Annotated in this window: 25 protein-coding genes and 1 pseudogene; 9 read left to right on the forward strand and 17 right to left on the reverse strand. The window is 61.2% G+C overall.

The window, feature by feature from the left end:
* The first annotated feature begins 57 nt into the window (after positions 1 to 57).
* Both EB230_RS12750 and EB230_RS12755 read left to right on the forward strand, forming a co-directional pair.
* A complete protein-coding gene (locus EB230_RS12750) occupies positions 58 to 327 on the forward strand; it encodes a DUF6455 family protein (RefSeq protein WP_081295083.1) in 270 nt (89 codons plus the stop codon).
* A 109-nt stretch (positions 328 to 436) separates the two neighbouring features.
* Entirely contained in the window at positions 437 to 985 is a 549-nt protein-coding gene (locus tag EB230_RS12755) for a hypothetical protein (protein WP_056572004.1), read from the forward strand.
* 101 nt (positions 986 to 1,086) lie between these two features.
* Here the strand turns inward: EB230_RS12755 and EB230_RS12760 are convergent, their stop codons facing one another.
* From EB230_RS12760 to EB230_RS12770, 3 genes are all read right to left on the reverse strand, one after another.
* A complete protein-coding gene (locus tag EB230_RS12760) occupies positions 1,087 to 1,785 on the reverse strand; it encodes a CBS domain-containing protein (RefSeq protein ID WP_056570625.1) in 699 nt (232 codons plus the stop codon).
* A gap of 131 nt (positions 1,786 to 1,916) precedes the next feature.
* On the reverse strand, positions 1,917 to 2,384 hold the full coding sequence (locus EB230_RS12765) for a DUF2231 domain-containing protein (RefSeq protein ID WP_244494049.1): 468 nt from the start codon (positions 2,382 to 2,384) through the stop codon (positions 1,917 to 1,919).
* 120 nt (positions 2,385 to 2,504) lie between these two features.
* The gene (locus tag EB230_RS12770; RefSeq protein ID WP_056570629.1) at positions 2,505 to 2,738 is read right to left on the reverse strand and encodes a hypothetical protein; all 234 of its coding nucleotides are present in this window, start codon (positions 2,736 to 2,738) and stop codon (positions 2,505 to 2,507) included.
* A gap of 184 nt (positions 2,739 to 2,922) precedes the next feature.
* Between EB230_RS12770 and EB230_RS12775 the strand changes: the two genes are divergently transcribed.
* The 3 genes from EB230_RS12775 to EB230_RS12785 are packed head-to-tail and all read left to right on the forward strand — an operon-like array spanning position 2,923 to position 5,200.
* Positions 2,923 to 3,192 (forward strand): hypothetical protein, encoded by a 270-nt coding sequence (locus tag EB230_RS12775; protein ID WP_244494050.1) that lies wholly within the window; start codon positions 2,923 to 2,925, stop codon positions 3,190 to 3,192.
* Positions 3,192 to 3,857 (forward strand): response regulator transcription factor, encoded by a 666-nt coding sequence (locus EB230_RS12780; RefSeq protein ID WP_056570633.1) that lies wholly within the window; start codon positions 3,192 to 3,194, stop codon positions 3,855 to 3,857. The genes EB230_RS12775 and EB230_RS12780 overlap by 1 nt, the downstream gene beginning before the upstream one ends.
* Positions 3,857 to 5,200 carry a HAMP domain-containing sensor histidine kinase gene (locus tag EB230_RS12785; protein WP_056570635.1) on the forward strand — a complete coding sequence of 448 codons (1,344 nt, stop codon included), beginning with the start codon at positions 3,857 to 3,859 and terminating at the stop codon, positions 5,198 to 5,200. Before EB230_RS12780 ends, EB230_RS12785 begins: the two co-directional genes overlap by 1 nt.
* Before the next feature lie 7 nt (positions 5,201 to 5,207).
* Here the strand turns inward: EB230_RS12785 and EB230_RS12790 are convergent, their stop codons facing one another.
* From EB230_RS12790 to EB230_RS32585, 3 genes are read right to left on the reverse strand one after another with little or no spacing between them, the layout of a single operon-like run.
* A complete protein-coding gene (locus EB230_RS12790) occupies positions 5,208 to 6,719 on the reverse strand; it encodes an RnfABCDGE type electron transport complex subunit D (protein ID WP_056570637.1) in 1,512 nt (503 codons plus the stop codon).
* The gene (locus tag EB230_RS12795; protein ID WP_244494051.1) at positions 6,716 to 7,438 is read right to left on the reverse strand and encodes an FAD:protein FMN transferase; all 723 of its coding nucleotides are present in this window, start codon (positions 7,436 to 7,438) and stop codon (positions 6,716 to 6,718) included. Before EB230_RS12795 ends, EB230_RS12790 begins: the two co-directional genes overlap by 4 nt.
* A gap of 25 nt (positions 7,439 to 7,463) precedes the next feature.
* Positions 7,464 to 7,766 (reverse strand): FMN-binding protein, encoded by a 303-nt coding sequence (locus EB230_RS32585; protein WP_244494052.1) that lies wholly within the window; start codon positions 7,764 to 7,766, stop codon positions 7,464 to 7,466.
* 731 nt (positions 7,767 to 8,497) lie between these two features.
* Here EB230_RS32585 and EB230_RS32590 point away from each other — a divergent pair.
* Positions 8,498 to 8,745 (forward strand): annotated as a pseudogene (locus EB230_RS32590) (VIT1/CCC1 transporter family protein); the annotation flags it as partial.
* Positions 8,746 to 8,896: 151 nt separating this feature from the next.
* The gene (locus EB230_RS12805) at positions 8,897 to 9,112 is read left to right on the forward strand and encodes a DUF1858 domain-containing protein (RefSeq protein WP_056570645.1); all 216 of its coding nucleotides are present in this window, start codon (positions 8,897 to 8,899) and stop codon (positions 9,110 to 9,112) included.
* 3 nt (positions 9,113 to 9,115) lie between these two features.
* Here the strand turns inward: EB230_RS12805 and EB230_RS12810 are convergent, their stop codons facing one another.
* Positions 9,116 to 9,817 (reverse strand): Crp/Fnr family transcriptional regulator, encoded by a 702-nt coding sequence (locus EB230_RS12810; RefSeq protein WP_056570647.1) that lies wholly within the window; start codon positions 9,815 to 9,817, stop codon positions 9,116 to 9,118.
* Between the two features lie 145 nt (positions 9,818 to 9,962).
* Between EB230_RS12810 and EB230_RS12815 the strand changes: the two genes are divergently transcribed.
* Positions 9,963 to 10,400 (forward strand): pseudoazurin, encoded by a 438-nt coding sequence (locus EB230_RS12815; RefSeq protein WP_056570649.1) that lies wholly within the window; start codon positions 9,963 to 9,965, stop codon positions 10,398 to 10,400.
* 97 nt (positions 10,401 to 10,497) lie between these two features.
* Positions 10,498 to 11,673, forward strand: coding sequence for an NnrS family protein (locus EB230_RS12820; RefSeq protein ID WP_056570651.1), 1,176 nt, complete (start codon positions 10,498 to 10,500; stop codon positions 11,671 to 11,673).
* 55 nt (positions 11,674 to 11,728) lie between these two features.
* Here the strand turns inward: EB230_RS12820 and EB230_RS12825 are convergent, their stop codons facing one another.
* From EB230_RS12825 to ccoO, 10 genes are all read right to left on the reverse strand, one after another.
* Positions 11,729 to 12,586, reverse strand: coding sequence for an SUMF1/EgtB/PvdO family nonheme iron enzyme (locus tag EB230_RS12825; protein ID WP_348626808.1), 858 nt, complete (start codon positions 12,584 to 12,586; stop codon positions 11,729 to 11,731).
* A 65-nt stretch (positions 12,587 to 12,651) separates the two neighbouring features.
* On the reverse strand, positions 12,652 to 13,758 hold the full coding sequence (nirK, locus tag EB230_RS12830; RefSeq protein ID WP_172372545.1) for a copper-containing nitrite reductase: 1,107 nt from the start codon (positions 13,756 to 13,758) through the stop codon (positions 12,652 to 12,654).
* Positions 13,759 to 13,800: 42 nt separating this feature from the next.
* Positions 13,801 to 13,968, reverse strand: a complete 168-nt coding sequence (locus EB230_RS12835; protein ID WP_155772521.1) for a hypothetical protein — start codon at positions 13,966 to 13,968, stop codon at positions 13,801 to 13,803.
* On the reverse strand, positions 13,958 to 14,113 hold the full coding sequence (gene ccoS / locus EB230_RS12840; protein WP_056570657.1) for a cbb3-type cytochrome oxidase assembly protein CcoS: 156 nt from the start codon (positions 14,111 to 14,113) through the stop codon (positions 13,958 to 13,960). Before ccoS ends, EB230_RS12835 begins: the two co-directional genes overlap by 11 nt.
* A 19-nt stretch (positions 14,114 to 14,132) precedes the next feature.
* Positions 14,133 to 16,394 carry a cation-translocating P-type ATPase gene (locus EB230_RS12845; RefSeq protein ID WP_056570659.1) on the reverse strand — a complete coding sequence of 754 codons (2,262 nt, stop codon included), beginning with the start codon at positions 16,392 to 16,394 and terminating at the stop codon, positions 14,133 to 14,135.
* On the reverse strand, positions 16,391 to 16,888 hold the full coding sequence (locus tag EB230_RS12850; protein ID WP_056570661.1) for a FixH family protein: 498 nt from the start codon (positions 16,886 to 16,888) through the stop codon (positions 16,391 to 16,393). The genes EB230_RS12845 and EB230_RS12850 overlap by 4 nt, the downstream gene beginning before the upstream one ends.
* Positions 16,885 to 18,444 carry a cytochrome c oxidase accessory protein CcoG gene (gene ccoG, locus EB230_RS12855; RefSeq protein WP_172372547.1) on the reverse strand — a complete coding sequence of 520 codons (1,560 nt, stop codon included), beginning with the start codon at positions 18,442 to 18,444 and terminating at the stop codon, positions 16,885 to 16,887. Before ccoG ends, EB230_RS12850 begins: the two co-directional genes overlap by 4 nt.
* A 215-nt stretch (positions 18,445 to 18,659) precedes the next feature.
* Positions 18,660 to 19,523: a cytochrome-c oxidase, cbb3-type subunit III gene (gene ccoP / locus EB230_RS12860; protein ID WP_172372549.1), complete on the reverse strand. Its 864-nt coding sequence runs from the start codon at positions 19,521 to 19,523 to the stop codon at positions 18,660 to 18,662.
* A gap of 2 nt (positions 19,524 to 19,525) precedes the next feature.
* Entirely contained in the window at positions 19,526 to 19,675 is a 150-nt protein-coding gene (locus EB230_RS12865) for a CcoQ/FixQ family Cbb3-type cytochrome c oxidase assembly chaperone (protein ID WP_056570667.1), read from the reverse strand.
* A 12-nt stretch (positions 19,676 to 19,687) separates the two neighbouring features.
* Positions 19,688 to 20,419 (reverse strand): cytochrome-c oxidase, cbb3-type subunit II, encoded by a 732-nt coding sequence (gene ccoO, locus EB230_RS12870; RefSeq protein WP_056570669.1) that lies wholly within the window; start codon positions 20,417 to 20,419, stop codon positions 19,688 to 19,690.
* Position 20,420 lies beyond the last annotated feature (1 nt).

Here is a 20,420-nt window from a genome sequence, read left to right on the forward strand (position 1 = left end):
ATCAACGCCGCCTGCCGCCAACATGCCAATGATGGCCAGTAGGCAGGAGTGACCACCATGACCTTTCTCGATTACCTGATTTCAGTCGACGCCAGAACCACCTTGATGGACCGCATGATGCGGAAGCTCGGCGTCGATAGACAATTGAAAGTCGTAGCCGACCATGCTGCCGTCACCAGCCGGGCCGTGGATCGCTGCCGTTCCTGCGGGCATCAGGAAGAATGCTCGGTCTGGCTCGATGAAAACCAGCAAGCGGATAACCCGCCAGACTATTGCCGCAATGGCGACCTGATCGCTCGACTGCAGCACGCGGCCGGCCAACGGTAGCCATTCGAGTACTCAGCCTGGACGATGTCGTGCTGTCCGTGATTTGACGAGAGTCAACGCAAACCAAGTTTTGCAGTTGATAGGTTTGCATCCCACGGGACCGGGCAGTTTGGACACGATATTTTTTCTGGAAGCATTCCTGCTCTTTGTCGCGCCAGGACCAACCAACGCTCTTTTGATGGCGGGGTCGGTCAAGCGAGAGAAAGCGGTCAAGCTCTTGGCCGCTCAGGCATGCGGATACGGGATCGCATCCGCATGCTGGTTTTCGCTGCGTCCCTTCGCGTCGCCCGACGCCATTCAAATACTCAGGCTGGCAGCAGCCGGATGGCTCGTGGTTCTTGGCCTGAGTCTGATAATCAGCGCACGGATCAACGTTTCCAAAAATGGCGACGCCATTTCTGTTGCGGCGACCAGTGCTCTCAATCCGAAGGCCTTCATTTATTGCCTGGCTATCGTGCCGATGAACACCGAACCGCGCGCGCTGGGGATGTTCTGGATTGCGCTCCTGGTAATGACAGCCGCCACCGGATCGGTGTGGCTTTTGCTGGGTCGGCGCCTCAGCGGAGGCAAAACAACGGTAGAAAGAGTTGTGGGCGCGGCGCTTATTGCCTTTGCCCTGTTACTGCTTCGACCGTTGATACCCCTGGTCGCGACCTAAAGCGCGGCGAAGCCTTGGGCGAGGACTGGCAACTCACTCAGCCAAAGGCACCTGGCTTCGATCAATGTCGTGTACCGGCAATCTGGCTAGTATTGCCCTAGCTACGAAACAAGGACGACCGACACAGGATCGGCGCAGAAGAGATTATCCTTGACAACATTGACACCGGCGACGTTTTCGGCGGCGACTATCGCTGCCTGGCGCTCGCGTTCGTCGAAAATGGCGCCGCTCAGCGTCACCACGCCCTCGTCCACCATTACGTTGATCAAATCGTTGCCGGCCCATTTCCGCCTCGCAAGCTCGGCGGCGATGTTGTGGCGGATCTGTTCGTCATCGATGACCGTAGCGGCGCCATCCGGAAGGACGCCGAGCAATGCCCGCAGAAGATCAGAGCGGGTGACGATGCCCACGACTTTCCCGCCGTCGATGACCGGAATGCGTTTAACATGGTGACGCGTCATGAGCTCGACGATTTTTGCGAGCGATGCCGCAGGGGATGCCGTGACGACATCTTGCGACATCACCTCCTCAACCCGTCGGCCATTGGCGCGGACATATTCGTCGGCGGCCTTCCCAGGGCTGACGAGAAACTCCAGCCACCGCGAGCGCTTGCGCTCCGTGCCCAGTTCTCCCCGGCGCAGGAAATCGCCCTCGCTGACGATCCCCACCAGCCTGCCGTCGTTGCGAATGACGGGGAGGCCGCTGACCTTTTTGGAAAGCATCAACCCGGCAGCCTCGGCGATCGATGCGGACGGGTCGATGCCGACGACTGGCTTGCTCATGATGGCTTCGGCTTGCATGTTCGCTCTCCCGAGTTTTCCAACCTCCGGCTTCTTAGATTTCACCCGCACGAAGCGCCTTGATCTGAATCATTTTTCCGTCGAGGCAAATGGTCCAAAGCTGGAGCCGTGAATTACGGGGCGCGAACCGGTCAACCAGTGATCGCGGCCTTGGCGACGTTCACGCCAAGTTCGTAGACAAGCAGTCCACCATAGTAGGCCGTCGCAGTGACCAGAAATGCTCCGCAAACTTCGATCAGAGGAATGGCGATCGTTACAACCCGCATGTCACGGTTCCGCAGCCAAAGCGCGAGCCGCACGATTCCCCAGATCAGAAAAGCAAAGGCTGTGATCCCTCCCAGGCTTTCATGGATCTCCGCGACATCGCTGCTGAATCCGGCCGCTTCGGCATGATCCAGCGCAAGACCTCCGAAGAACCAGGTCCCCATAGCGAACATTCCGGCAGCCAGGGCCACAAAAGTAGAGATCGTGCCGGCTCCCGATCTCCTGGTGACGGCGCTGCCGCCAACGAGCGCCACAAGGTCGATAGCCACGAGCAGGTAGATCAGAACAATGGGAAAATGAACAAGCATGGGGTGGATATGTTGAATGGGGATCACGAAACTCTCCAGAAATTGGCAGGGGACTTTGGATAATTTGCCGGCTTTGCAGCGAGCCGTGGCCCACGACATTGGCAAGCGTCATGTGCCGTGGTGGGCCATGCACAGCGAAGGGAAGACCTAGTCGTTGTCGTCGGCTTCATCGCCCTGTTGGTCGTCGCATGCATCGCCGCCACCCTTGATGGCTTTCGGGGTGGAGGCGTCCAGCATGGGGATGGCCTGCAGGTCGATCGGGCCTGACGGGGCAACAGACGATGGCGCCCCACAAAATCCTTCGTCCGATTCAGCGGCCGCCGGCAGGACAAAGATCGTGAGGCTTGCAAGTGCCGCAAGAACAAGCATGGAATTGCGCATGGTCTCGTATCCTTCTCAGCGCGGCCATGATTGGACGCGATAATGCCCTGATATGAACCTTTTGCTTGCTGTAGGCTGAGGATAACTGACAGCAAATTGAAAGCTGCAACGTGCGACATGCCTGCCGATGAAAAGACAATGGAAGCGTTTGGCGGTGCTGGGTCTCGCGGGACTTGTCCTGGCAATGCCTCTCGCTGTCCGTGCCGACGAGGACGATGACGGCGACCATGACCGGGCGCGGGATTTGTACGAGCGCGGCGAAATCAAGGGCCTTGCCAACATACTGGACGTTGTCCGCGCCACAGCTCCCGGCGATGTTGTTGCGGTCGATCTCATCCGCAAGGCCGACAGATGGGTCTACCGGTTTCAGGTCGTCGGTGCCGATGGCCGGCGAAAGACCGTCGACGTCGACGCCGGCGCCGGTGTGATCATGCGCGACGGGGAGGGCGACTGATGAAGATCCTCTTGGCCGAAGACGAGCCCCGTATCGCCGCCGATATCGCGACCGTCCTCAAGGCGTCCGGAATGGCGGTCGATATCGTGAAGGATGGTGAAGCTGCCTGGTTCGCAGGCGATGTCGAGAATTATGACGCCGCGATTCTGGATCTCGGATTGCCCAAGCTCGATGGTCTGACGGTCTTGAAGCGTTGGCGGGCCAATGAGCGCAGGTTTCCGGTTCTCATCCTGACCGCAAGAGGCATGTGGACCGAACGCGTCGACGGCATCAATTCCGGTGCCGACGACTATCTTCCCAAGCCTTTTGAAATGGAAGAACTGCTCGCCCGGTTACGGGCAATCCTGCGTCGCTCGGCGGGACAGGCAGCACCCGTGCTGAAGTCTGGTCCTTTGCTCCTGGACACGCGCCAGATGCGCATCTCGCTCCGTGGCATTCCTATTTCTCTTTCGCCTCTGGAATACCGGCTGCTGGCGTTTCTGATGCACCACGCCGGAAGGGTCGTGGCGCCTACCGAGCTTGCCGAGCACTTGTACGATTCAGGCAACGACCGCGATCCGAACACGATCGAGGTCATAGTCGCGCGGTTGCGACGGAAGCTCGGAGGCGACATCATCGAAACGCGCCGCGGATTCGGGTATTTGATACCTGACGATTCCCGCTGATGGGCAACTCGATCCGCTTCAGGCTCTGGTTGGCGGCAACGATCTCGATCCTGGTTGCTCTTGCCATCGCCGGTATCGGACTGCGCTATCTATTCGAACTGAATGTCGAGCGGCGCGTCGTCAGTGAGCTGACCGTCGACCTGAACGACCTTATCGGAGCGACCAGTTTCACCGCCGATGGCCGGCTTTCGGTCCAGGCGGGCTTGGCTGACCCGCGTTTCGCCATCCCCTTTTCCGGTCACTACTGGCAAGTACTGGATACCGGCTCGGGCAGCCTGGTCCGGTCGCGTTCGTTGTGGGATGCGACACTTGTCCTGCCTGAGCGCGCAACTGCTGGCGTGCTCAGAGAGATCAAGGAATTCAAAGGGCCGCAAGGGGAACTCACCATCGCCGTCGAGCGCACCATCATCGACGCCAGCGGCCGCTCGTTTCGGGCCATCGTGGCCGAAGACCACCAAACCGTGAAAGAATCCGTCGACGGGTATGTCCGCGACCTGGCGCCTGCCCTGATCTTGCTCGCCATTGCGCTCATGGCTGCCTTCTTCATTCAGATCACCGTTGGTCTAGCGCCTCTGGAGACCTTGCGGGCCGCCGTCGGAAGCGTGATTGCTCAGCGAACTGCACGCCTCGAGGTGACCGCACCAAGCGAGGTGCAGCCGCTCGCGGACGAAATCAATCGTCTTCTCGATGCCCAGGAGAGGGCACTGGCGCGCGCCCGGTCGCGCGCCACCGATCTGGCGCACGGTCTCAAGACGCCTCTGCAAGTGCTGTCGGCGGACATCCGCGCTTTGCGAAAGAAAGGCGAGACGGAACTGGCCAACGAGATTGAGAAGAGCGCTGGGGCGATCCGGCGCCATGTCGAGCGGGAGCTCGCGCGCGCCCGACTCGCGCCAGGCGTCTCTGGCAAGGCATCCTGCCGGGTCTCGGACGTTGCGACTGGTATCATTGCCGTCGTCAAACGGACGCCAAGCGGCAAGCAGCTTTCATTCAATATGGACGTCACGGCAGAACTGGCGGCGCCAATTGACGAGGGTGACTTGTCAGAGATCCTCGGCAATCTAATCGAAAACGCTGCGCGCTACGCAAAGTCGTCAGTCCGTGTCGATGCATCCGCCACGGCTGCCGAGGTGATCGTTACCGTCGCCGACGATGGCCCAGGTATACCAGATGCCGATCGCGAATCCGCCTTGTCGCGCGGCGTCCAACTCGACAGCAAGGGCGGCAGCAGCGGCCTTGGCCTGGCAATCGTTTCCGACATCGTCGAAGCTTACGGCGGACGCCTTGCCATGGCCAACGCCGATCCGGGCCTGGTCGTGACCATTGCCTTGCCGCGACACGGTTGAGCGTGCTTCAGGCAAAACCTGGAAAATAGTCGACCTTTATCTTCGAGCGGCGAACGCCCATGGCCAGCAGCTTCTGGCGCAGCGCCTTGACCATCGCCTGCGGGCCGGAAATGTAGAAGGTGCGCTCGAGGTAGTCGGGTATGGCCAGACGTATCAGGCGCTCGTCTATGTATCCGGGATATTGCCCGCGCTCGCCGCCGCGCGCCACAGCGTGGATCGTCTTGATGCCAAGTTCCTGCCTGGCCGCGCCAAGCACGTCGCGATAAGCGATATCCTGCTGGCCTTCGGTTCCATAGAGAATGACGATCGGTCGCCGCTCCTTGCGGTCGAGCAGATATTGCAGCATCGAGCGGAACGGCGTGATGCCGATGCCTCCGGCCAGGAACGCGATCTTGGTTTCGCGCCGGGCGGGCAGCGTGAAATTGCCGGCCAGTTGCGCGGCATGGATCGTGCTGCCTGGCTTCATGGTCAGCAATTCGCGCTTGAAGGCACTTGATCGCGGATAGAACTTGACGCCGAGGCGGACTGTTTCCTCCGTCGGCGCCGAGGCGACAGTGAAATAGCGGCGGTTGCCGCGATTGTCTGAACGATCGAGGCCAAGCGTCCATTCGAGATACTGGCCGGCCTCGAAGGCGAGCTTGCGGGGCGAGCGGAAGACGAAGTCAAAGCTGTCGTGGGCCGATTGCTCAATGCGTTCCAAGGTTAGCACGAAGCGCCCCTTGGGACCCGCCGCATAGGCGAACAGGTTGCCGGCGAGCAGCGCCAGTTCCGGGGTGAAATAGAACGAGCCGACATGGATGTTGGGCGCAAACAGAAAGCCGACGATGGCGGCAAAGGCGATACGCGGCCAACGCATCGTCGGCGCGGTAAGCGGCTCTGTCAGCATCACGAAGGCAAAGAACAATACAGGCGACGAACCCAGTGTCTCCGTAAGCGCGGTCCAGTATTGCGACGGGTCGCTGGTTGCCAGAATGGTTGCCAGTGCCACGACAACGAAGGTCGAGACAAGATCAAGCCGGCGCAGTTTGCGGACAATGAGCATGCCACCGACGAGGACGAGCGGAAGCAGCGGCAGATTGCCGCCGATCCACCAGGTGGCTGGTTGGTCGAGCAGCAGCGCGGACAGCGCCACGCCCAAAGCAGCCGGGTTGAAAAGGTGCTTCCGTCCGACGGCGAGAATGAATTTGGATGAAATCGCCCAGACAGACGCGAACGCCACCGCCGCGATCCCCTTGATGTCCGTGGCCGCAACCGGATCGAGGATAAGCACCAGGATGAGTGCGGTGATGTAGACGGACTCGTTGTTGGCCGGGACTTTGAACACATGCGTAAAGACCTTGTTGGTGATCCAGCAGGCGGCCAGCGCAAGCGCCGTGGTGGAGGCAAGCGCAATCGGATCATGTGGCACCAGCTTGACGAAGCCGAGCACGAACGCCGCGCCGACCAGTGTCATCAGATAGTAGAGGACCAGCCTGTACATGGTCAGGTGATCGAGAAATCGGTCGATGGTCTTGATCATGGCAAGCAAAAGGCTCCGAACCCGGTTGTCGGCGTGGCGCGGCCATTGGCGGCGACGAGATAGCCCTCCAGGCCGGGCGTCTGCTCGATGAAGAGAATGCCGTCCCGCCCCATGGCGAAGGCCGCTGTGGCGAAACGATCGGCTTCGAGCACATCGGCGCCGATCACGGTCAGGCTGACGATGTCCTGGATCGGAATGCCAATTCCGTGCGGATTGTAGATGTGTTGACCGCGGACATAGGTGCCGGAGGTTGCGACGCCGCGACCGCGGGGATAGACGATCTTTACGATCTCGTCCGCGTTGAAGGGGTTGCGGATGCCGACACTCCAGTCATGACCCGAGGCATTCTTGCCGCAGGACTGGACGTCGCCTCCCGCCTCAATGAAGAAATCGCTGATGCCGGCCCGCTGAATGATGGCTGCCGCGTTGCGGATGGCCCAGCCCTTGACGATACCGGAAGGATCGAGCGACCCGTCGGGCTTGCGAATGTCGAAGTATCCGTCCGTCTCGTCTTTCGTCTGCCGCGCGAGAGCAAACACTTCGGTCATCTCGCCGCTCCAGTCGACGACCGGAACGTCGCCGCGGTTGATGGCCGTGATTTCGCTGTCGGTCCGGTATGTGCTGAAGCGCCGGTCGATATGCTCGAAATAGCCGAAGACCGTCTCGATCAGCTCACCGCTCGACGCGTCGCCGATGTCGACCGTAATGGGCATTCCCATCAAAATACGCGTTTCACGCATGGACCTAGGACGACGCTTTCTTCAGCGCGCCGCGCAGCGACTGGATGAAGGCCCTGCTGGTCAGCGTCGCGCCCGAGATAATGTCGACATCGGCACTCTGGGCGCTGATCGCTTCGTCGCGCAGCATGGGCAGCGCCTGCCTGTTGATGTTGACCGAGGTGCGGCGGTCGGAGGGGTATTTCAGCACTTTCAGCGCCGTAAGCTGTCCGCCCTGTACGAGGGCCTGGATCTGGATGATGCCGTAGTAGGCATCGGCCGTGGGGCCGGTGTAGACGCCATCGGCATAGCCATGTGCGGCGAGCTTCATGCCCACCCGGACGACACGCGCTGGTGCATTCGGATATGCCGGCCTCGGTTGCGGGACTGGTATGTAGATGGCGGGCGTTACGGCGAATGAAGGCGTTGACGACGCAGGATCGGTGACAGCCGGCGGCGCTGGCGACGGCTGTGGTGCCACTGGAACCACTGTCTGTTTGACTGGATCATTTGGCCGTTTGGCGGGCACGGCTATGCCAGCCGTCGTTTCGCGGGCAATCGGGAACCTTGTTCTGAGCCGGGGATCGAGGGGCGCCGGCGAGGTGCGGAGCACCGGCAAAGCCGCAGCGGATGCGGGCTCTTTCGGTTGCACGGAAGGCGCTTCGGCTGCATCGGCCGGCAGCGCTTCCCCAAGCATATCGTTTGCCGGATTCCTGCCGGCCTGATCCCAGACATAGGCGCCGGAGGCAGCGATCACGAAAAGCGATAGCGCAATCTGTTTCATCGAATTGTATTTCCACGTTGAATCTCGCAAGGCGGTCCATCTGGTCCGTCTCGGAGGCAATATCCCACGACCAAGCTGACAACTGGCTGTCAGCCGAGCTCAAGCTGCGAGAAGCCGTGAAGCTTCAGGGTAGGCAGCAAATTGATTTGTCCTAAATCAGGAATCTCGCATAAGCCGCGAGGTAGGGAGGTGCTCCTAGCGAGGTAGCTGTCTATGACCGTTGCCAACGAGCCTGCCGGCCATTCCAGCACCCGCATCCTGAAGCATTGGGCGTTCGCGTGAGCCGCCTGCATACGGAAAACCATCTCATATCCCGCATTGGCTGGCCGCGCGCCGCCGTACTCGGCGCCAATGACGGCATCGCCCACGCGCGCGACGAACTCGGCATTTCGGAGATGACGACGGCGCGGCCGATCCAGGCGGCTCTGGCCTCGGCGGCTGCATTTTCGGTTGGAGCGGCCATGCCATTGGCGATGGTGCTTGTTTCACCGGCCGCATGCTCGCCGCAACGGTGTCTGTCGCCTCGCGCTGACCGCCGGTATCGGTGCCGTCGTTGGCACCGCCATCTGGCGGTCCCGAGATGGTTCGGAACCAATTCCTATGAAGTTGCGAAAGCGCAACGAGGGCGGTCCTAAGGAGATTTATGAAGGGGCTTCGCAAATCGCGGAGACGTCATCGTGAAGCAGCGCAGTTCAATCAACCCGGACATGGTCGTCGACGAAATCATGAGAAAATGGCCGGCAACGGTGGCTGTGGTGCTGAGACACAAGATGCTCTGCGTCGGCTGTCCGATCGGCACTTTCCATACAGTTACCGAGGCGTGCAGGGAACATCGGGTCGATGAGGGCGACTTTCTGATCGAACTCGAATTGACCATTCGAGGAGAACGATGACGGTCAGTCCTTGTCCCGGTTCTCGGCCAGAACCACGAGGCGATGCGCATCCTTGACGGTGACTTTCTGGCGCCCGCTGATGACTATTCCGTTCTCCTCCCACTTGCTGAGCAGCCGGCTGACGGTGTGCAGCGTCGTCCCCGTCATTTCGGCAATGTCCTGCCTCGATATCGGGAAATCGATCTCGAGGCCGCTGTCGGTCTTTCGGCCGGTCTGGTTTGCCAATCGCAACAAGGCATGCGCGACCCGCTGCTCCACCTGTTCCGTGGACATCTCCACCACGCGCGTCTGGGCCTCCTGCAGCCTGGTTCCCACCGTCCTGTAGGTGCTTGCCCCAAAGGCCGGGAATCGTCGCGCCAACTCCGGCCAATGAGCATTGGGCCAAGCCAGCACCACGCAATCCACCGCCGCGACGGCGCTGGCGGGGTAGGTCGTCCGCCCCAGCGCCGCGGCGACGCCAAAGATCTCGCCTTCGCTGATGTATCTGGCGATGACCTGCTGTCCGTCCGGCGTGGTGCGGATCACCCGTATGTGCCCGGCGATCAGAACGAAGAAGGAATGGGCCTCGGCCTCCTGCTCGAAGATCGCAGAGTCCTTGGCATAGCGGGACGACCGTGCGTTTCGCAGGATCTCGCTCTGCTCGTCGGGTGTCAGCCCCTGGAAGAGCGGCAGTCGAGAAATCAGCGATCGGTCCAGCGCAGCCAAGCGGATCCCTCACGGCCCTTCCGCATCAATCGTGCGGCAGCCCTTTCTTATCCCGAGTTTGCGCCAGCGCAAATTGTTCCCAGTCGCATCAGGCTAAATGGCATGGAACGGCGCAATGCCGCGAAGACGAAACAAGGACAAACCGATGAAACTCTCCATCCTCGCCGCCGCAGTCTCCATCCTGGCGCTCGCCGGCGGCGCAAGCGCCGAAGAGCATGTGGTGCAAATGCTCAACAAGGGCGAAAAAGGTGCAATGGTTTTCCAGCCGGCCTTCGTCAAGGCCGCTCCTGGCGACACCGTGAAGTTCGTGCCGACCGACAAGACGCATAATGCCGAGTCGATCAAGGACATGATTCCGGACGGCGCTGAGCCTTTCAAGGGAAAGCCCAGTGAGGAAATCACCGTCACGCTTACGAAGGAGGGCGTCTACGGTGTGAAATGCGCGCCCCACTACGGCATGGGCATGGTCGCGCTGATCGTTGTCGGCAAGCCGGTCAATCTCGATACGGCCAAGGCGGTCAAGCATCCTGGCAAGGCAAAGACGGTGTTCGCCGACCTGTTCACCCAGGTTCCGGCCAACTGAAGCATCGTACAGCCTGCCTGCCATAAGTGAGGCGGGAAAGGGCCGGACGGACCGAGGGCGGCGGTTCATCCGGCCCTGTTCATTGGAGATACAGATCATGGGGACTCCACGCCTGCGGGCCTACACCGGACCCGCGGTTCTATCCTACGGGTTCAGGCCTTTCTTCTTCCTCGGTTCGCTGTATGCCGCGCTCTCCATTCTGCTCTGGCTACCGATGTATGCCGGCGCGCTCGATGGCCACAGTGCGTTTGTCCCGGTCGACTGGCACATCCACGAAATGTTGTTCGGCTATCTGCCGGCGATCATTACCGGGTTCCTGCTGACCGCCATTCCCAACTGGACCGGCCGGCTGCCCGTGCAAGGCCTGCCGCTGCTGGCGCTGGTTGTCCTGTGGCTTGCCGGCCGCGCCGCCGTCTTCTTCTCGGCGGATATCGGTTGGCAAACAGCCGCTGTGGTCGATGGCTCTTTTCTGCTGGCGGTCGCTGCGGCGGCGACACGCGAAATCGTCGCGGGGCGCAACTGGCGCAACCTCAAGGTGCTGCTGCCGCTTGCGGTCCTGGCTTGTGCCAACGGTGCGTTCCACATCGAAGCGCACCTTGAAGGCGCATCCGACATCAGCCGCCGGCTCGGCATGGCTGCTGCAATCATGCTCATCTCGCTGATCGGCGGGCGCATCATTCCGAGCTTCACACGCAACTGGCTCGTGCGCGAAAATCCTGGCAGGCTGCCGGCACCGTTCGACCGTTTTGACATCGCATCCATAGCCGTTTCAGCCGTTGCGCTAGGAACATGGACATTCGTCCCAGACAAGACCTCCTCAGCACTGCTTATCGCCGTCGCCGCCATTTGCCAGGCGTGGCGGCTATCACGCTGGGCTGGCGAGCGTACATTGCGGGATCCGCTGGTGCTCGTTCTGCATCTTGCCTATGCCTTCGTGCCGGTTGGGCTTGCCCTGATCTCGGCGTCGATCTTGTTTCCCGATGCCGTGCCGGCGGCGGCGGGACTGCATGCGCTCGGAACAGGTGCGGTGGGCTCGATGACGCTTGCCGTGATGACCCGCGCGACGCTCGGCCATACCGGGCGAGAGCTCAAGGCTGGGAAAGGTGCCTCGTTCATCTTCGTGACCGTCCTGCTCGCGGGATCATTGAGAATCCTGGCCGCCTTCGTCCCTTCTGACGTGGCGATCGACATGGCTGGCACGGCATGGGTGGCGGCATTCGCCGGCTTCGTCCTCGTCCACGGACTCGCGTTGATGACGCCAAAGGCGCGGTGAGGCGGGAGAGCGGGCGGCCGTCGAAGACGCGACCGCAGGAGCCGCTTCCGATCTGTCAGGCAATGCCGAAGTAGCCGAGGATACGGTTCACCCATTCCGTACGGTCCCGCACCAGCCTGAAACCCAGATTGTCAGGAGGCGTGCCAACGGCACAGCCGCCGCTTTTGCCGTCGCTGACGAAGTTCGACATATAAGCTCTGTGGAGGCCTTCAAGAACGTGGACGCCGCAATTGTCGACCGAACTCGCAACACCGCCTCCTTGGTCGGCCAGCGTCGTGCGGACATAGCAGGTCGAAGTCCATTCCCAGACGTTGCCCGAAAAGTCGGCGAGGCCCAGGGAATTGAAGCCAAAAGAGCCGCGGCTCCTGGGTAACGGATCTGGTTTGCGATTGAGGTCGACCTCGGCCTGGTAGCCGGTGAGCCACCGCCTAGCGGGATTGTTGGCGTCGTTTTCGACGCCCTCGAATTCTCCTGCAAACCGCTCCGCGGCGGCAAAGGCCCACTCTTCGTCGGAAGGCAGCCGCCATTGGCTGCCGGTCACATCGGAATACCATTGGGCGTAGGCGACGGCGTCGAGATAACTCACCCCTGTCGCAGGTGCGTCACGCGGGATTGACCGGGTCTCCTGCGCCGGCCGACAGGCACCCGCCGACACACAATCCGTGTAGTCAGCGGCGCTGACTTGGTTGGCCATGATGTCGAGTGGGGCGCTGATTTGCCGATCAACCTTGGGATTGGCTTGCGGGTGTCCGTCCTTCAGGAACTCGCCCGGCATTGGGTACGTGATCGAGCCGCCAGGCAGGATAACCGTCATCGCAACGGCGTGGGACTGTCGATGACCACGGGCCGCCTGCATCGAGAGCCCCGCCGTCACAGCCGCGGTCACCATGGCGATCGGTACGAGCTTGAGCATGAGAGGGGACATGTCTTTTCTCCAAGCCCGGACAGCGTCACTGTCCGGGCAAATAGGAGTGACGTTCAGTTGGTGGCGATGGGTTTGGGCGCCTCGACCTGCGTCATCAGGTCATCATTCCATTCGCCCTCGACCTTGAAGTGAGCGGTCGCCCCGAGTTCCACGGCCTCGATCAGATTGTGGTTGACGTATGCGTAAACCCCTGGCTGCAGGAAGGTGTAGAGCGCCGAACCCGCAGAACCGCCACGGATGAACCATGTCTCCAGATCCTTGGCCGGCGGATTGGCGAATTTGCCCTGTTGCCAGACATAATCGCCGTGGCCGCCGATCAGGTGCGGCCGGGTATCGCGGTTGGCCTGTGAGTGGACGATCAAGACGGTTTCTCCGACTTTCGCCGTCATGGCGTTGTCGCCGGTCAAGGAGCCGACCTTGCCGTTGAACACGACATGCGTCGGGATCAGTCCGCGCATCACCTTGACGATGTCATCGTAGCCGTCACCGGCCGATTCGTAGCTCTTGAAGTTGCCCTTCTCATCGCGCGGGATATAGAAGTCGCTCTCGCCGATATAGAAGATCTTGTCGTATTTTACCGGCTCGCCCTTGTCGTTCCTCAAGCCGTGGCGCGGCAGCACCATGATTGCGCCATTCATGCCGGAGACGACATGCCATGGGATCATCGGACCACCTGGCGCGCAGTGATAGACAAATGTCCCGGTTCGCGTCGCCTTGAAGCGCAAGGTCACCTGTTCGCCCGGATTGATCAAGGTCAGCGCGCCGCCGCCCAGTGCGCCGGTGGCGGCATGGAAGTCGATGTTGTGGGCAAGTGAGTTGGTGTCCGGATTGATCAGCGTCAGCTCGAGATAATCGTCCTGATGCACCACCATCAGCGGCCCGGGGATCGACCCATCGTAGGTCATCGCATTGAGCTTTGTGCCGTCGGCATCGATGACGACAGGCTTTTCCTCGATCGTCATGGTGAACTCGACGATTTTCGGTCCGCCCTTGGCGACCTGCTCGTGCGGATGCACGAAAGGCGGCGCCACAAGCTTGATCTTCTCTCGGACGAGACCCTGAATGTCTGCCTTTGTCACAGTTGCCGAAAATGCCGGCAGTGCTGCCACGGTGGCAGCGCCAATCGCTGCACCGAGCAGAGCTTCGCGTCGCGTGATCATGTCAGAGTCTCCTGTCTCTCAACCGTTGCGGATAAGCAGAACCTAGCTGACCTGACGCAGCGTTTCTTTGCGCTGGCGCAAATTGGTGGAGGTTAATCGCAGAAAGAACAGCTTCGGCATGCGAGCAAGATTTGACATGTAAAAGTTTGGTGTTGCAGTTTTCTGCAAATGTGTGCTGTCACTGGCGGAGTTCTGAAGATCAGCGGCCAATTTTATCTTCTGGATCGATCAGAATCCGCTCGGCGGCCCCGTCGAGATCTTCATATTGGCCGCTTTTCAAAGCCCACAGGAAGCCCCCCAGGCCAAGCGCACCAAGAAAGAGAGCAGCGGGTATGAGGTAGGTGAGGGTGGTCATGCGGATGGGGCCAATTCATTTATTTCGGAACGTCGCGCCGAACACTCTTCGCCAGCGAATTTGGCATTGAACCTTGCAGTCGCAGCGCATTTCCGATCACAAGCAGCGAAGAAGCGGACATGGCGATCGCCGCGATAAGAGGTGTGACGTGTCCCAGGATGGCGATCGGCACGGCGACAGCGTTGTAGATGATCGCAATCGCGATGTTCTGGCGGATCAGGCCGCCCGCCTTGCGCGAGACGTCCAACGCGAGAGGCACGGCCAGAAGACTTTCGCGCAGGAAGACAAAGTCGGCTGCGTTGCGGCCAATGTCGGCGGCGGTGGCCGGCGCGATCGAGACATGCGCCGCGCGCAGCGCCGGCGTGTCGTTGAGGCCGTCGCCAACCATCAGAACCTTGTGCCCGTCCTTCTCCAGGGTCTCGATGCGCTCGACCTTGCCGGATGGCAGCAGGCAGGGAACGAAGTCATCGACACCCAGCCCTTTCGCAACCTCGGCGCAGGCTGCCGCGGTATCGCCCGACAGCATTTCCACCGACATCCCAGCATGCTTCAATTGATCGATGGCCGCACAAGCGTCGGCACGCAATGCATCCTCGAAAACGAAGGATGCGACAATCATCCCGTTTTTCGTCAGGACCGTTCCGCCGTAGCCATGTTTGCCTTCACCACCGGTTCGAGCCTTCCACCCAGCCCATCCGCGTCGACCCAGCCGCCAGGTGCTTCCGGCGTCAGTGGCTTCGATGCCAAATCCCGGGTGCTCGGTGACCGCATCGAATTTATGGTGCCCGCCAGGAGCGGCAAATCCGGCCACGGCCTTTGAAAATGGATGGCGCGAATGCGCGGCCATGTCTGCCGCGATTGCCAACATTGCGGGATCGATCGACAACGCGTTGACGAGCCGGGGCTGGCCGAGCGTGAGCGTTCCGGTCTTGTCGAACACCGCCGTGTCGATCGTTGCCAGGCGTTCCATCGCCGAGCCGTCCTTGACCATGATGCCGTTCTCGAACAGGCGCCGCGCGGCGACCACCTGGACGATCGGCACCGCAAGACCGAGCGCGCAGGGGCATGTGATGATGAGAACAGCGATGGCGATCGTCATCGCGCGGTGCCAGTCGCCGGTCGTCGCGATCCAGCCCAGGAACGTCACCAAGGCGGTGAGATGAACCACAGGCGCGTAGAGCGCCGAGACGCGATCGGCGATGCGGCGATAATGCGCACGACCGCCCTCGGCAGCCTCCATCAGCCGAACCATTTCGGCCAGGAACGAATCCTTTGCGGAGGCTGTCGCCTCGATCGTCAGCGGGCCGGTAAGGTTGAGCACGCCAGCCTGCACGGCTTCGCCTGACGCCACGTTTTTCGGCGTGCTCTCGCCTGAGGCCAGCGAACAGTCGAGATCCGACGCTCCCTGGATGATCTTGCCGTCAACCGGGATTCTTTCACCGGCTGCTATCAGCAGCTGCATCCCTGGTTCGATCTCGCCAACCGGCAAATAGTCCCGTGCGCCGTCTGCGCGCAGCACCATGGCGCCACGCGCGGCCAGCTGCGACAGGCTTTTCACCGCGGTGCGGGCACGCTCCCGCATCACGTGATCCAGCGTGCGGCCGATCAACAGGAAGAACAGCAACGACACCGACGCGTCGAAATAGGCTTGTTCGCCATGATTGATCGTTTCATAGAGGCTCATGGCATAAGCAAGCGACACCCCGACCGCGATCGGCACGTCCATGTTCATGCGGCCATGGCGCAATGCGTTCCAGGCTGAGCGGAAGAAGATGCCGCCGGCGAAGGCCAGTGCGGGAATGGCGATCAGCGCCGAGACCCAGTGAAACAGGTCGCGCGTCGCGCCATCCGCGCCGGACCAGACCGAGACAGAAAGCAGCATGATGTTGCCAGCCGCAAAGCCGGCAACAGCGACGGCGCGGATCAGCTCCGCAAGCGTCTTATCCTTCTCATCCACCTCAGGGGCGAACAAATGCGCCTCGTAGCCCAGCCTGCCAAGCGCGTCGACGAAGGGTGGCACTTGATCCCCACGCCACCGGATCGCGACGCGCTTCGTCGACAGGTTGACGCGCGCGCCTTCGACATTGTCCAGTTTTCCCAGCACCGTCTCGATCGTCTGGATGCAGGCCCCGCAATGAACCCTCGGCACCGAAAGATCGGTCTGGCGAAGGTTGTCGCCAAGCGGCCGGCTCGCCAGCCTGATCTCCTGGCCGGATGGCAGAACCGATGTGGAGCTGCCCAGGTCCAGCGCCATTTCGGCGCCCGGCGCACAACAGCTCATTTCAGCGCTCCATGGGAAATCATGATCCTGCGGACCTCGCGATAGGGCTTCGCGAGACCTGCATCGGCGTCCACCTCGACGATCCAGACGCCGTCCTTCGGCGTATGCTGGGCGGCGAATTCCTGGCCCGTGGCGGGGGCGAGCGTGATAGCCTTGTCCTCTTTCTCGTAGGCCGGATGACGAAACAACACCTTGACGCCACGCAGGGTAACCGGCTTGCCGGCCGCATCGGTCAGGCTATAGCGAACCTCACCCCATGCGATGGTCAGGTTCCCGCTCCAGCCAAGGGCTGCCTGCGCGCGCCCTTCCTCGGCCTTTTTGTTGAATTGCTGGCTGGCCACGTAGGTGTTCTCAACGACAAGGCCGGTCCAGCTTGTGTTGGCGAGTGTCGCCATGGTCAGGTTGACCGCGATGACCACACCGAAAAAGGCAAGGATGATGGCCAGCATGTGCCTGCCGGTGAATTCGCGGGGCCTTTGCGCCTTGGCAGTCATCTGGCGATCTCCGGTGCGTTGAAGGTGGCCGTGTATTCGTCCGATTCGAAGCTCGCCTTGTCCTCGACCCGGAACGTGAAGGTCTGCGCTGTGCCCTGGATCTGGTCCGCTGGCTGCCGCACGAAGACCTTCAGCATTTTCAGGCGATCGGGCTCGACCGGGATGGCGAAGGAGCGGCTTGCCTTTAGGTCGTCGCCGACCACGCTCATTTCGGCCCCTTGCAAGCCTTGCATCGTGACGACGATCGTTCGTGGCTCAGGGATCATGTTGAGCAGCTTGACGGTGTAGCCGTTGCGGATCGAACCGTCGGACAGCGTGACGAATTGCGGATTTCGGTCATGCAGCACGTTCACCTCGAGCCGGTCACGCGTCAGCAGCGAATAGACCACGCCCAGGCCGATCAGCGACCACATACCCATGTAGACATAGGTGCGGGGCCGAAAGATCTTGCGGATATGGAAGTGAGCCACCTTGTCGGAGAACAGGCCATCAGCGGTCCTGACCAGCGACGGTTGGACTGAACTGGAGCCGCCGGCGGTCGCCAGCATCATGTTGGCGTTGTAGTCGGAGAGCGTCGCGTAGGAGATCAGTCCATGCTCCCTGCCCAGCTTTTCCATGACGCCGTCGCAGGCGTCGATGCAAAGCCCGCAGGTGATGCATTCAAGCTGTTGTCCGTCGCGGATGTCGATCCCCATCGGGCAGACCGCCACGCAGGCATTGCAGTCGACGCAATCGCCGACGGATTCCCCCGCTGCCAGAACCTTCTTGGCGTGACGCGAACGCGGTTCGCCGCGCCAGTCATTGTAGGTGACGGTGAGAGAATTTTCATCGAGCATGGCTGCCTGGATACGCGGCCATGGGCACATATAGGTGCAGACCTGCTCGCGCATCAGCCCGCCGAACGTATAGGTCGTCGCCGTCAGCACGGCGATGGTGATGTAGGCGATTGGCGCCGCGGTGCCGGTGAAGAGTTCGCCGACCAACGTCGGCGCATCGGCGAAATAGAAGATCCATGCGCCACCGGTCGCCGCGCCTATGACCAGCCAGATGGCGTGCTTTGATACACGCAGCACGAGCTTGCGGGGGCTCCAGGGTCCGGCGTCGAGTTTCATACGCGCGTTGCGGTCACCCTCGATGGCCCGCTCGACGACCAGAAACAGATCGACCCATACGGTCTGCGGGCAGCTATAGCCGCACCAGGCGCGTCCGACAGTCGACGTGATCAGGAAAAGACCGACGCCGGCCATGACCAGGAGGCCGGCCACATAATAGAATTCCTGCGGCCAGATCTCGATGAAGAAGAAGTAGAAGCGCCGGTTGGCGACATCGAGCAGCACCGCCTGATCAGGGGCAAATGGGCCTCGATCCCATCGCAACCACGGCGTCAGATAATAAATGCCGAGCGTTACCGCCATCACGATCCATTTGAACTGGCGAAAGCTGCCCGATGCCCGCTTCGGGAAGATTTTCTTGCGCGCGGCATACATTGGCTGGCGCACTTTGGCGGAGTTGACGGCCTCGGCTTCGAGCCGTTCTACCTGCGTATTGTCCAGCACTGTTGTCTCCCGTCGCGCAGCTTGTGATTTCGCAGGCAGTTGGCCTGATCGGTTTCAGACAAGCGCGCGAAATGCAGCGTTTGCCGGACTTTGCCACCGATAGGGTTGAGCCGCGTTGATGCAGGTCAATCGCCGCATGCCGCTAACAGATCGAGGCCCGGCATGGCCGGGCCTCGTCGCTTGCACGGAGAGGGCCAGAGAATAGACCCCCGTTGCTATTCTCCACCGCCAAGCGAATGCACGTAAACCGCCAGTTCCTTGACCTTGGTTTCGCCCAGGCGCGCGCCCCAGGCCGGCATCACGCCCTGCTTCGGTGCGCGAACCTGGTCGGCGATTGCCGTCTCTCCGGAGCCGTAAAGCCAGATCGCGTCGGTCAGATCAGGGGCGCCGAGTTCCTTGTTGCCTTTTGCGTTGTCTCCGTGACAGGCCACGCAATTCTCGGCAAAGACCTTGGAGCCCGGCGCGACGAGGCTTGCATCCACGACCTTTCCGGACAGGCTGGCGACATAGGCGCTGACCTGTGCGATCTGGTCGGCGGTTATGATGTCGCCGAAGGCCGGCATTTCAGACAGCCGCGTGTCCGGGTCGGATACGAAGCGGATGCCGTGCGTGATCGTCTGCTGGATCTGCTCCGCCTTGCCGCCCCACAGCCAATCATCATCGTTGAGGTTGGGAAAGCCCTTGGAGCCCTGAGCACCAGAGCCGTGGCACTGTGTGCAGTTGACCTTGAAGGCGGCGCCGCCGGCGGCGACGGCGAATTCGCGCAGCGCATCGTCTGCCGCAATCTCCGAGACGCTCTTGGACTCTACCGCCGAGAGATATTTGCCTTTCGCGACTTCTGCCGCGGCCAGTTCGTTCTTGACTTCATTGCGGCTAGAATAGCCGAGCACCCCCGTTGTCGCCGAGTGCAGCAGCGGCCATGCCGGATAGGCGATGGTGTAACCGATGGCCCAGACAATGGTGACGTAAAATGTGATCACCCACCAGCGAGGTAGCGGGTTGTTCAATTCCCGGATGCCGTCCCATTCGTGGCCGGTGGTCGAGACGCCGGAGATTTCATCGATGTGCTCGTCGCTCATGATCACTCGTCCTCAAGGGGAATCCGGGCAGCTTCTTCTGCCAGCTTGCGGCTACCGGGGCGCAGGGCGAAGACAATTGCCCCAACAAAGAAAAGCGCCATCGCGACCAGGCCCCAGCTGTCAGCAAACTCCCGCATTAAATTGTAATCCATGGATAAAACTCCTCAGCGGTAGCCGGCGGCTTCGTCGTAGTTCTTGAAATCGACCAGAGTGCCCAGCATCTGCAGGTAGGCGACAAGGGCATCCATTTCGGTGACCTGCTGCGGGTTGCCGTCGAAGTCGCCGATCTTGGCTTTTGGATAGCGTTTCTCAAGGCCGGAGGTATCGGCGTTCGGATCGGCCTGCGCCATCAGATCGGCGTTGGCGTGCGCGATCATGTCGTCGTCGTAGGGGACACCGACACGCCGGTTGGCGACCAGATGCGTTGAGAAATCCTTCACTTCGATCGGTGCGTCCTTCAGGAACGCATAGCTCGGCATGATCGATTCCGGCACCACGGAACGTGGATCGGAAAGATGTGCGACGTGCCATGCATTCGAATAGCGGTCACCGACCCGGGCGAGATCGGGTCCGGTACGCTTCGATCCCCACTGGAAGGGATGATCATACATCGACTCAGCAGCCAGGCTGTAGTGGCCGTAGCGCTCGACCTCGTCGCGGAACGGCCTGATCATCTGGCTATGGCAGAGGTAGCAGCCCTCGCGCACATAGATGTTGCGGCCGGCGAGTTCGAGCGGCGAGTAAGGCCGCATGCCTTCGACCTTCTCGATCGTGTTGTCGAGATAGAAGAGTGGTGCGATCTCGACGATGCCGCCGACCGTCACCACCAGAAGGGAACCAACGAGAAGAAGCGTGGCGTTCTTCTCGACGATCGCGTGTCTGTCCATCAAGCCCATT

Origin of the sequence: Mesorhizobium sp. NZP2234, assembly GCF_013170765.1 — a bacterium.
GTDB lineage: Bacteria > Pseudomonadota > Alphaproteobacteria > Rhizobiales > Rhizobiaceae > Mesorhizobium > Mesorhizobium loti_D.

What these genes read in the sequence shown, in the direction of transcription:
- EB230_RS12750 (WP_081295083.1), top strand. Translation starts at nt 58, where the DNA reads ATGACCTTTCTCGATTACCTGATTTCAGTCGACGCCAGAACCACCTTG.
- EB230_RS12760 (WP_056570625.1), bottom strand. Translation starts at nt 1,785, where the DNA reads ATGCAAGCCGAAGCCATCATGAGCAAGCCAGTCGTCGGCATCGACCCG.
- EB230_RS12770 (WP_056570629.1), bottom strand. Translation starts at nt 2,738, where the DNA reads ATGCGCAATTCCATGCTTGTTCTTGCGGCACTTGCAAGCCTCACGATC.
- EB230_RS12775 (WP_244494050.1), top strand. Translation starts at nt 2,923, where the DNA reads ATGCCTCTCGCTGTCCGTGCCGACGAGGACGATGACGGCGACCATGAC.
- EB230_RS12780 (WP_056570633.1), top strand. Translation starts at nt 3,192, where the DNA reads ATGAAGATCCTCTTGGCCGAAGACGAGCCCCGTATCGCCGCCGATATC.
- EB230_RS12785 (WP_056570635.1), top strand. Translation starts at nt 3,857, where the DNA reads ATGGGCAACTCGATCCGCTTCAGGCTCTGGTTGGCGGCAACGATCTCG.
- EB230_RS12790 (WP_056570637.1), bottom strand. Translation starts at nt 6,719, where the DNA reads ATGATCAAGACCATCGACCGATTTCTCGATCACCTGACCATGTACAGG.
- EB230_RS12795 (WP_244494051.1), bottom strand. Translation starts at nt 7,438, where the DNA reads ATGGGAATGCCCATTACGGTCGACATCGGCGACGCGTCGAGCGGTGAG.
- EB230_RS32585 (WP_244494052.1), bottom strand. Translation starts at nt 7,766, where the DNA reads ATGAAGCTCGCCGCACATGGCTATGCCGATGGCGTCTACACCGGCCCC.
- EB230_RS12815 (WP_056570649.1), top strand. Translation starts at nt 9,963, where the DNA reads ATGAAACTCTCCATCCTCGCCGCCGCAGTCTCCATCCTGGCGCTCGCC.
- EB230_RS12820 (WP_056570651.1), top strand. Translation starts at nt 10,498, where the DNA reads ATGGGGACTCCACGCCTGCGGGCCTACACCGGACCCGCGGTTCTATCC.
- EB230_RS12825 (WP_348626808.1), bottom strand. Translation starts at nt 12,586, where the DNA reads ATGCTCAAGCTCGTACCGATCGCCATGGTGACCGCGGCTGTGACGGCG.
- nirK (WP_172372545.1), bottom strand. Translation starts at nt 13,758, where the DNA reads ATGATCACGCGACGCGAAGCTCTGCTCGGTGCAGCGATTGGCGCTGCC.
- ccoS (WP_056570657.1), bottom strand. Translation starts at nt 14,113, where the DNA reads ATGACCACCCTCACCTACCTCATACCCGCTGCTCTCTTTCTTGGTGCG.
- EB230_RS12845 (WP_056570659.1), bottom strand. Translation starts at nt 16,394, where the DNA reads ATGAGCTGTTGTGCGCCGGGCGCCGAAATGGCGCTGGACCTGGGCAGC.
- EB230_RS12850 (WP_056570661.1), bottom strand. Translation starts at nt 16,888, where the DNA reads ATGACTGCCAAGGCGCAAAGGCCCCGCGAATTCACCGGCAGGCACATG.
- ccoP (WP_172372549.1), bottom strand. Translation starts at nt 19,523, where the DNA reads ATGAGCGACGAGCACATCGATGAAATCTCCGGCGTCTCGACCACCGGC.
- EB230_RS12865 (WP_056570667.1), bottom strand. Translation starts at nt 19,675, where the DNA reads ATGGATTACAATTTAATGCGGGAGTTTGCTGACAGCTGGGGCCTGGTC.
- ccoO (WP_056570669.1), bottom strand. Translation starts at nt 20,419, where the DNA reads ATGGGCTTGATGGACAGACACGCGATCGTCGAGAAGAACGCCACGCTT.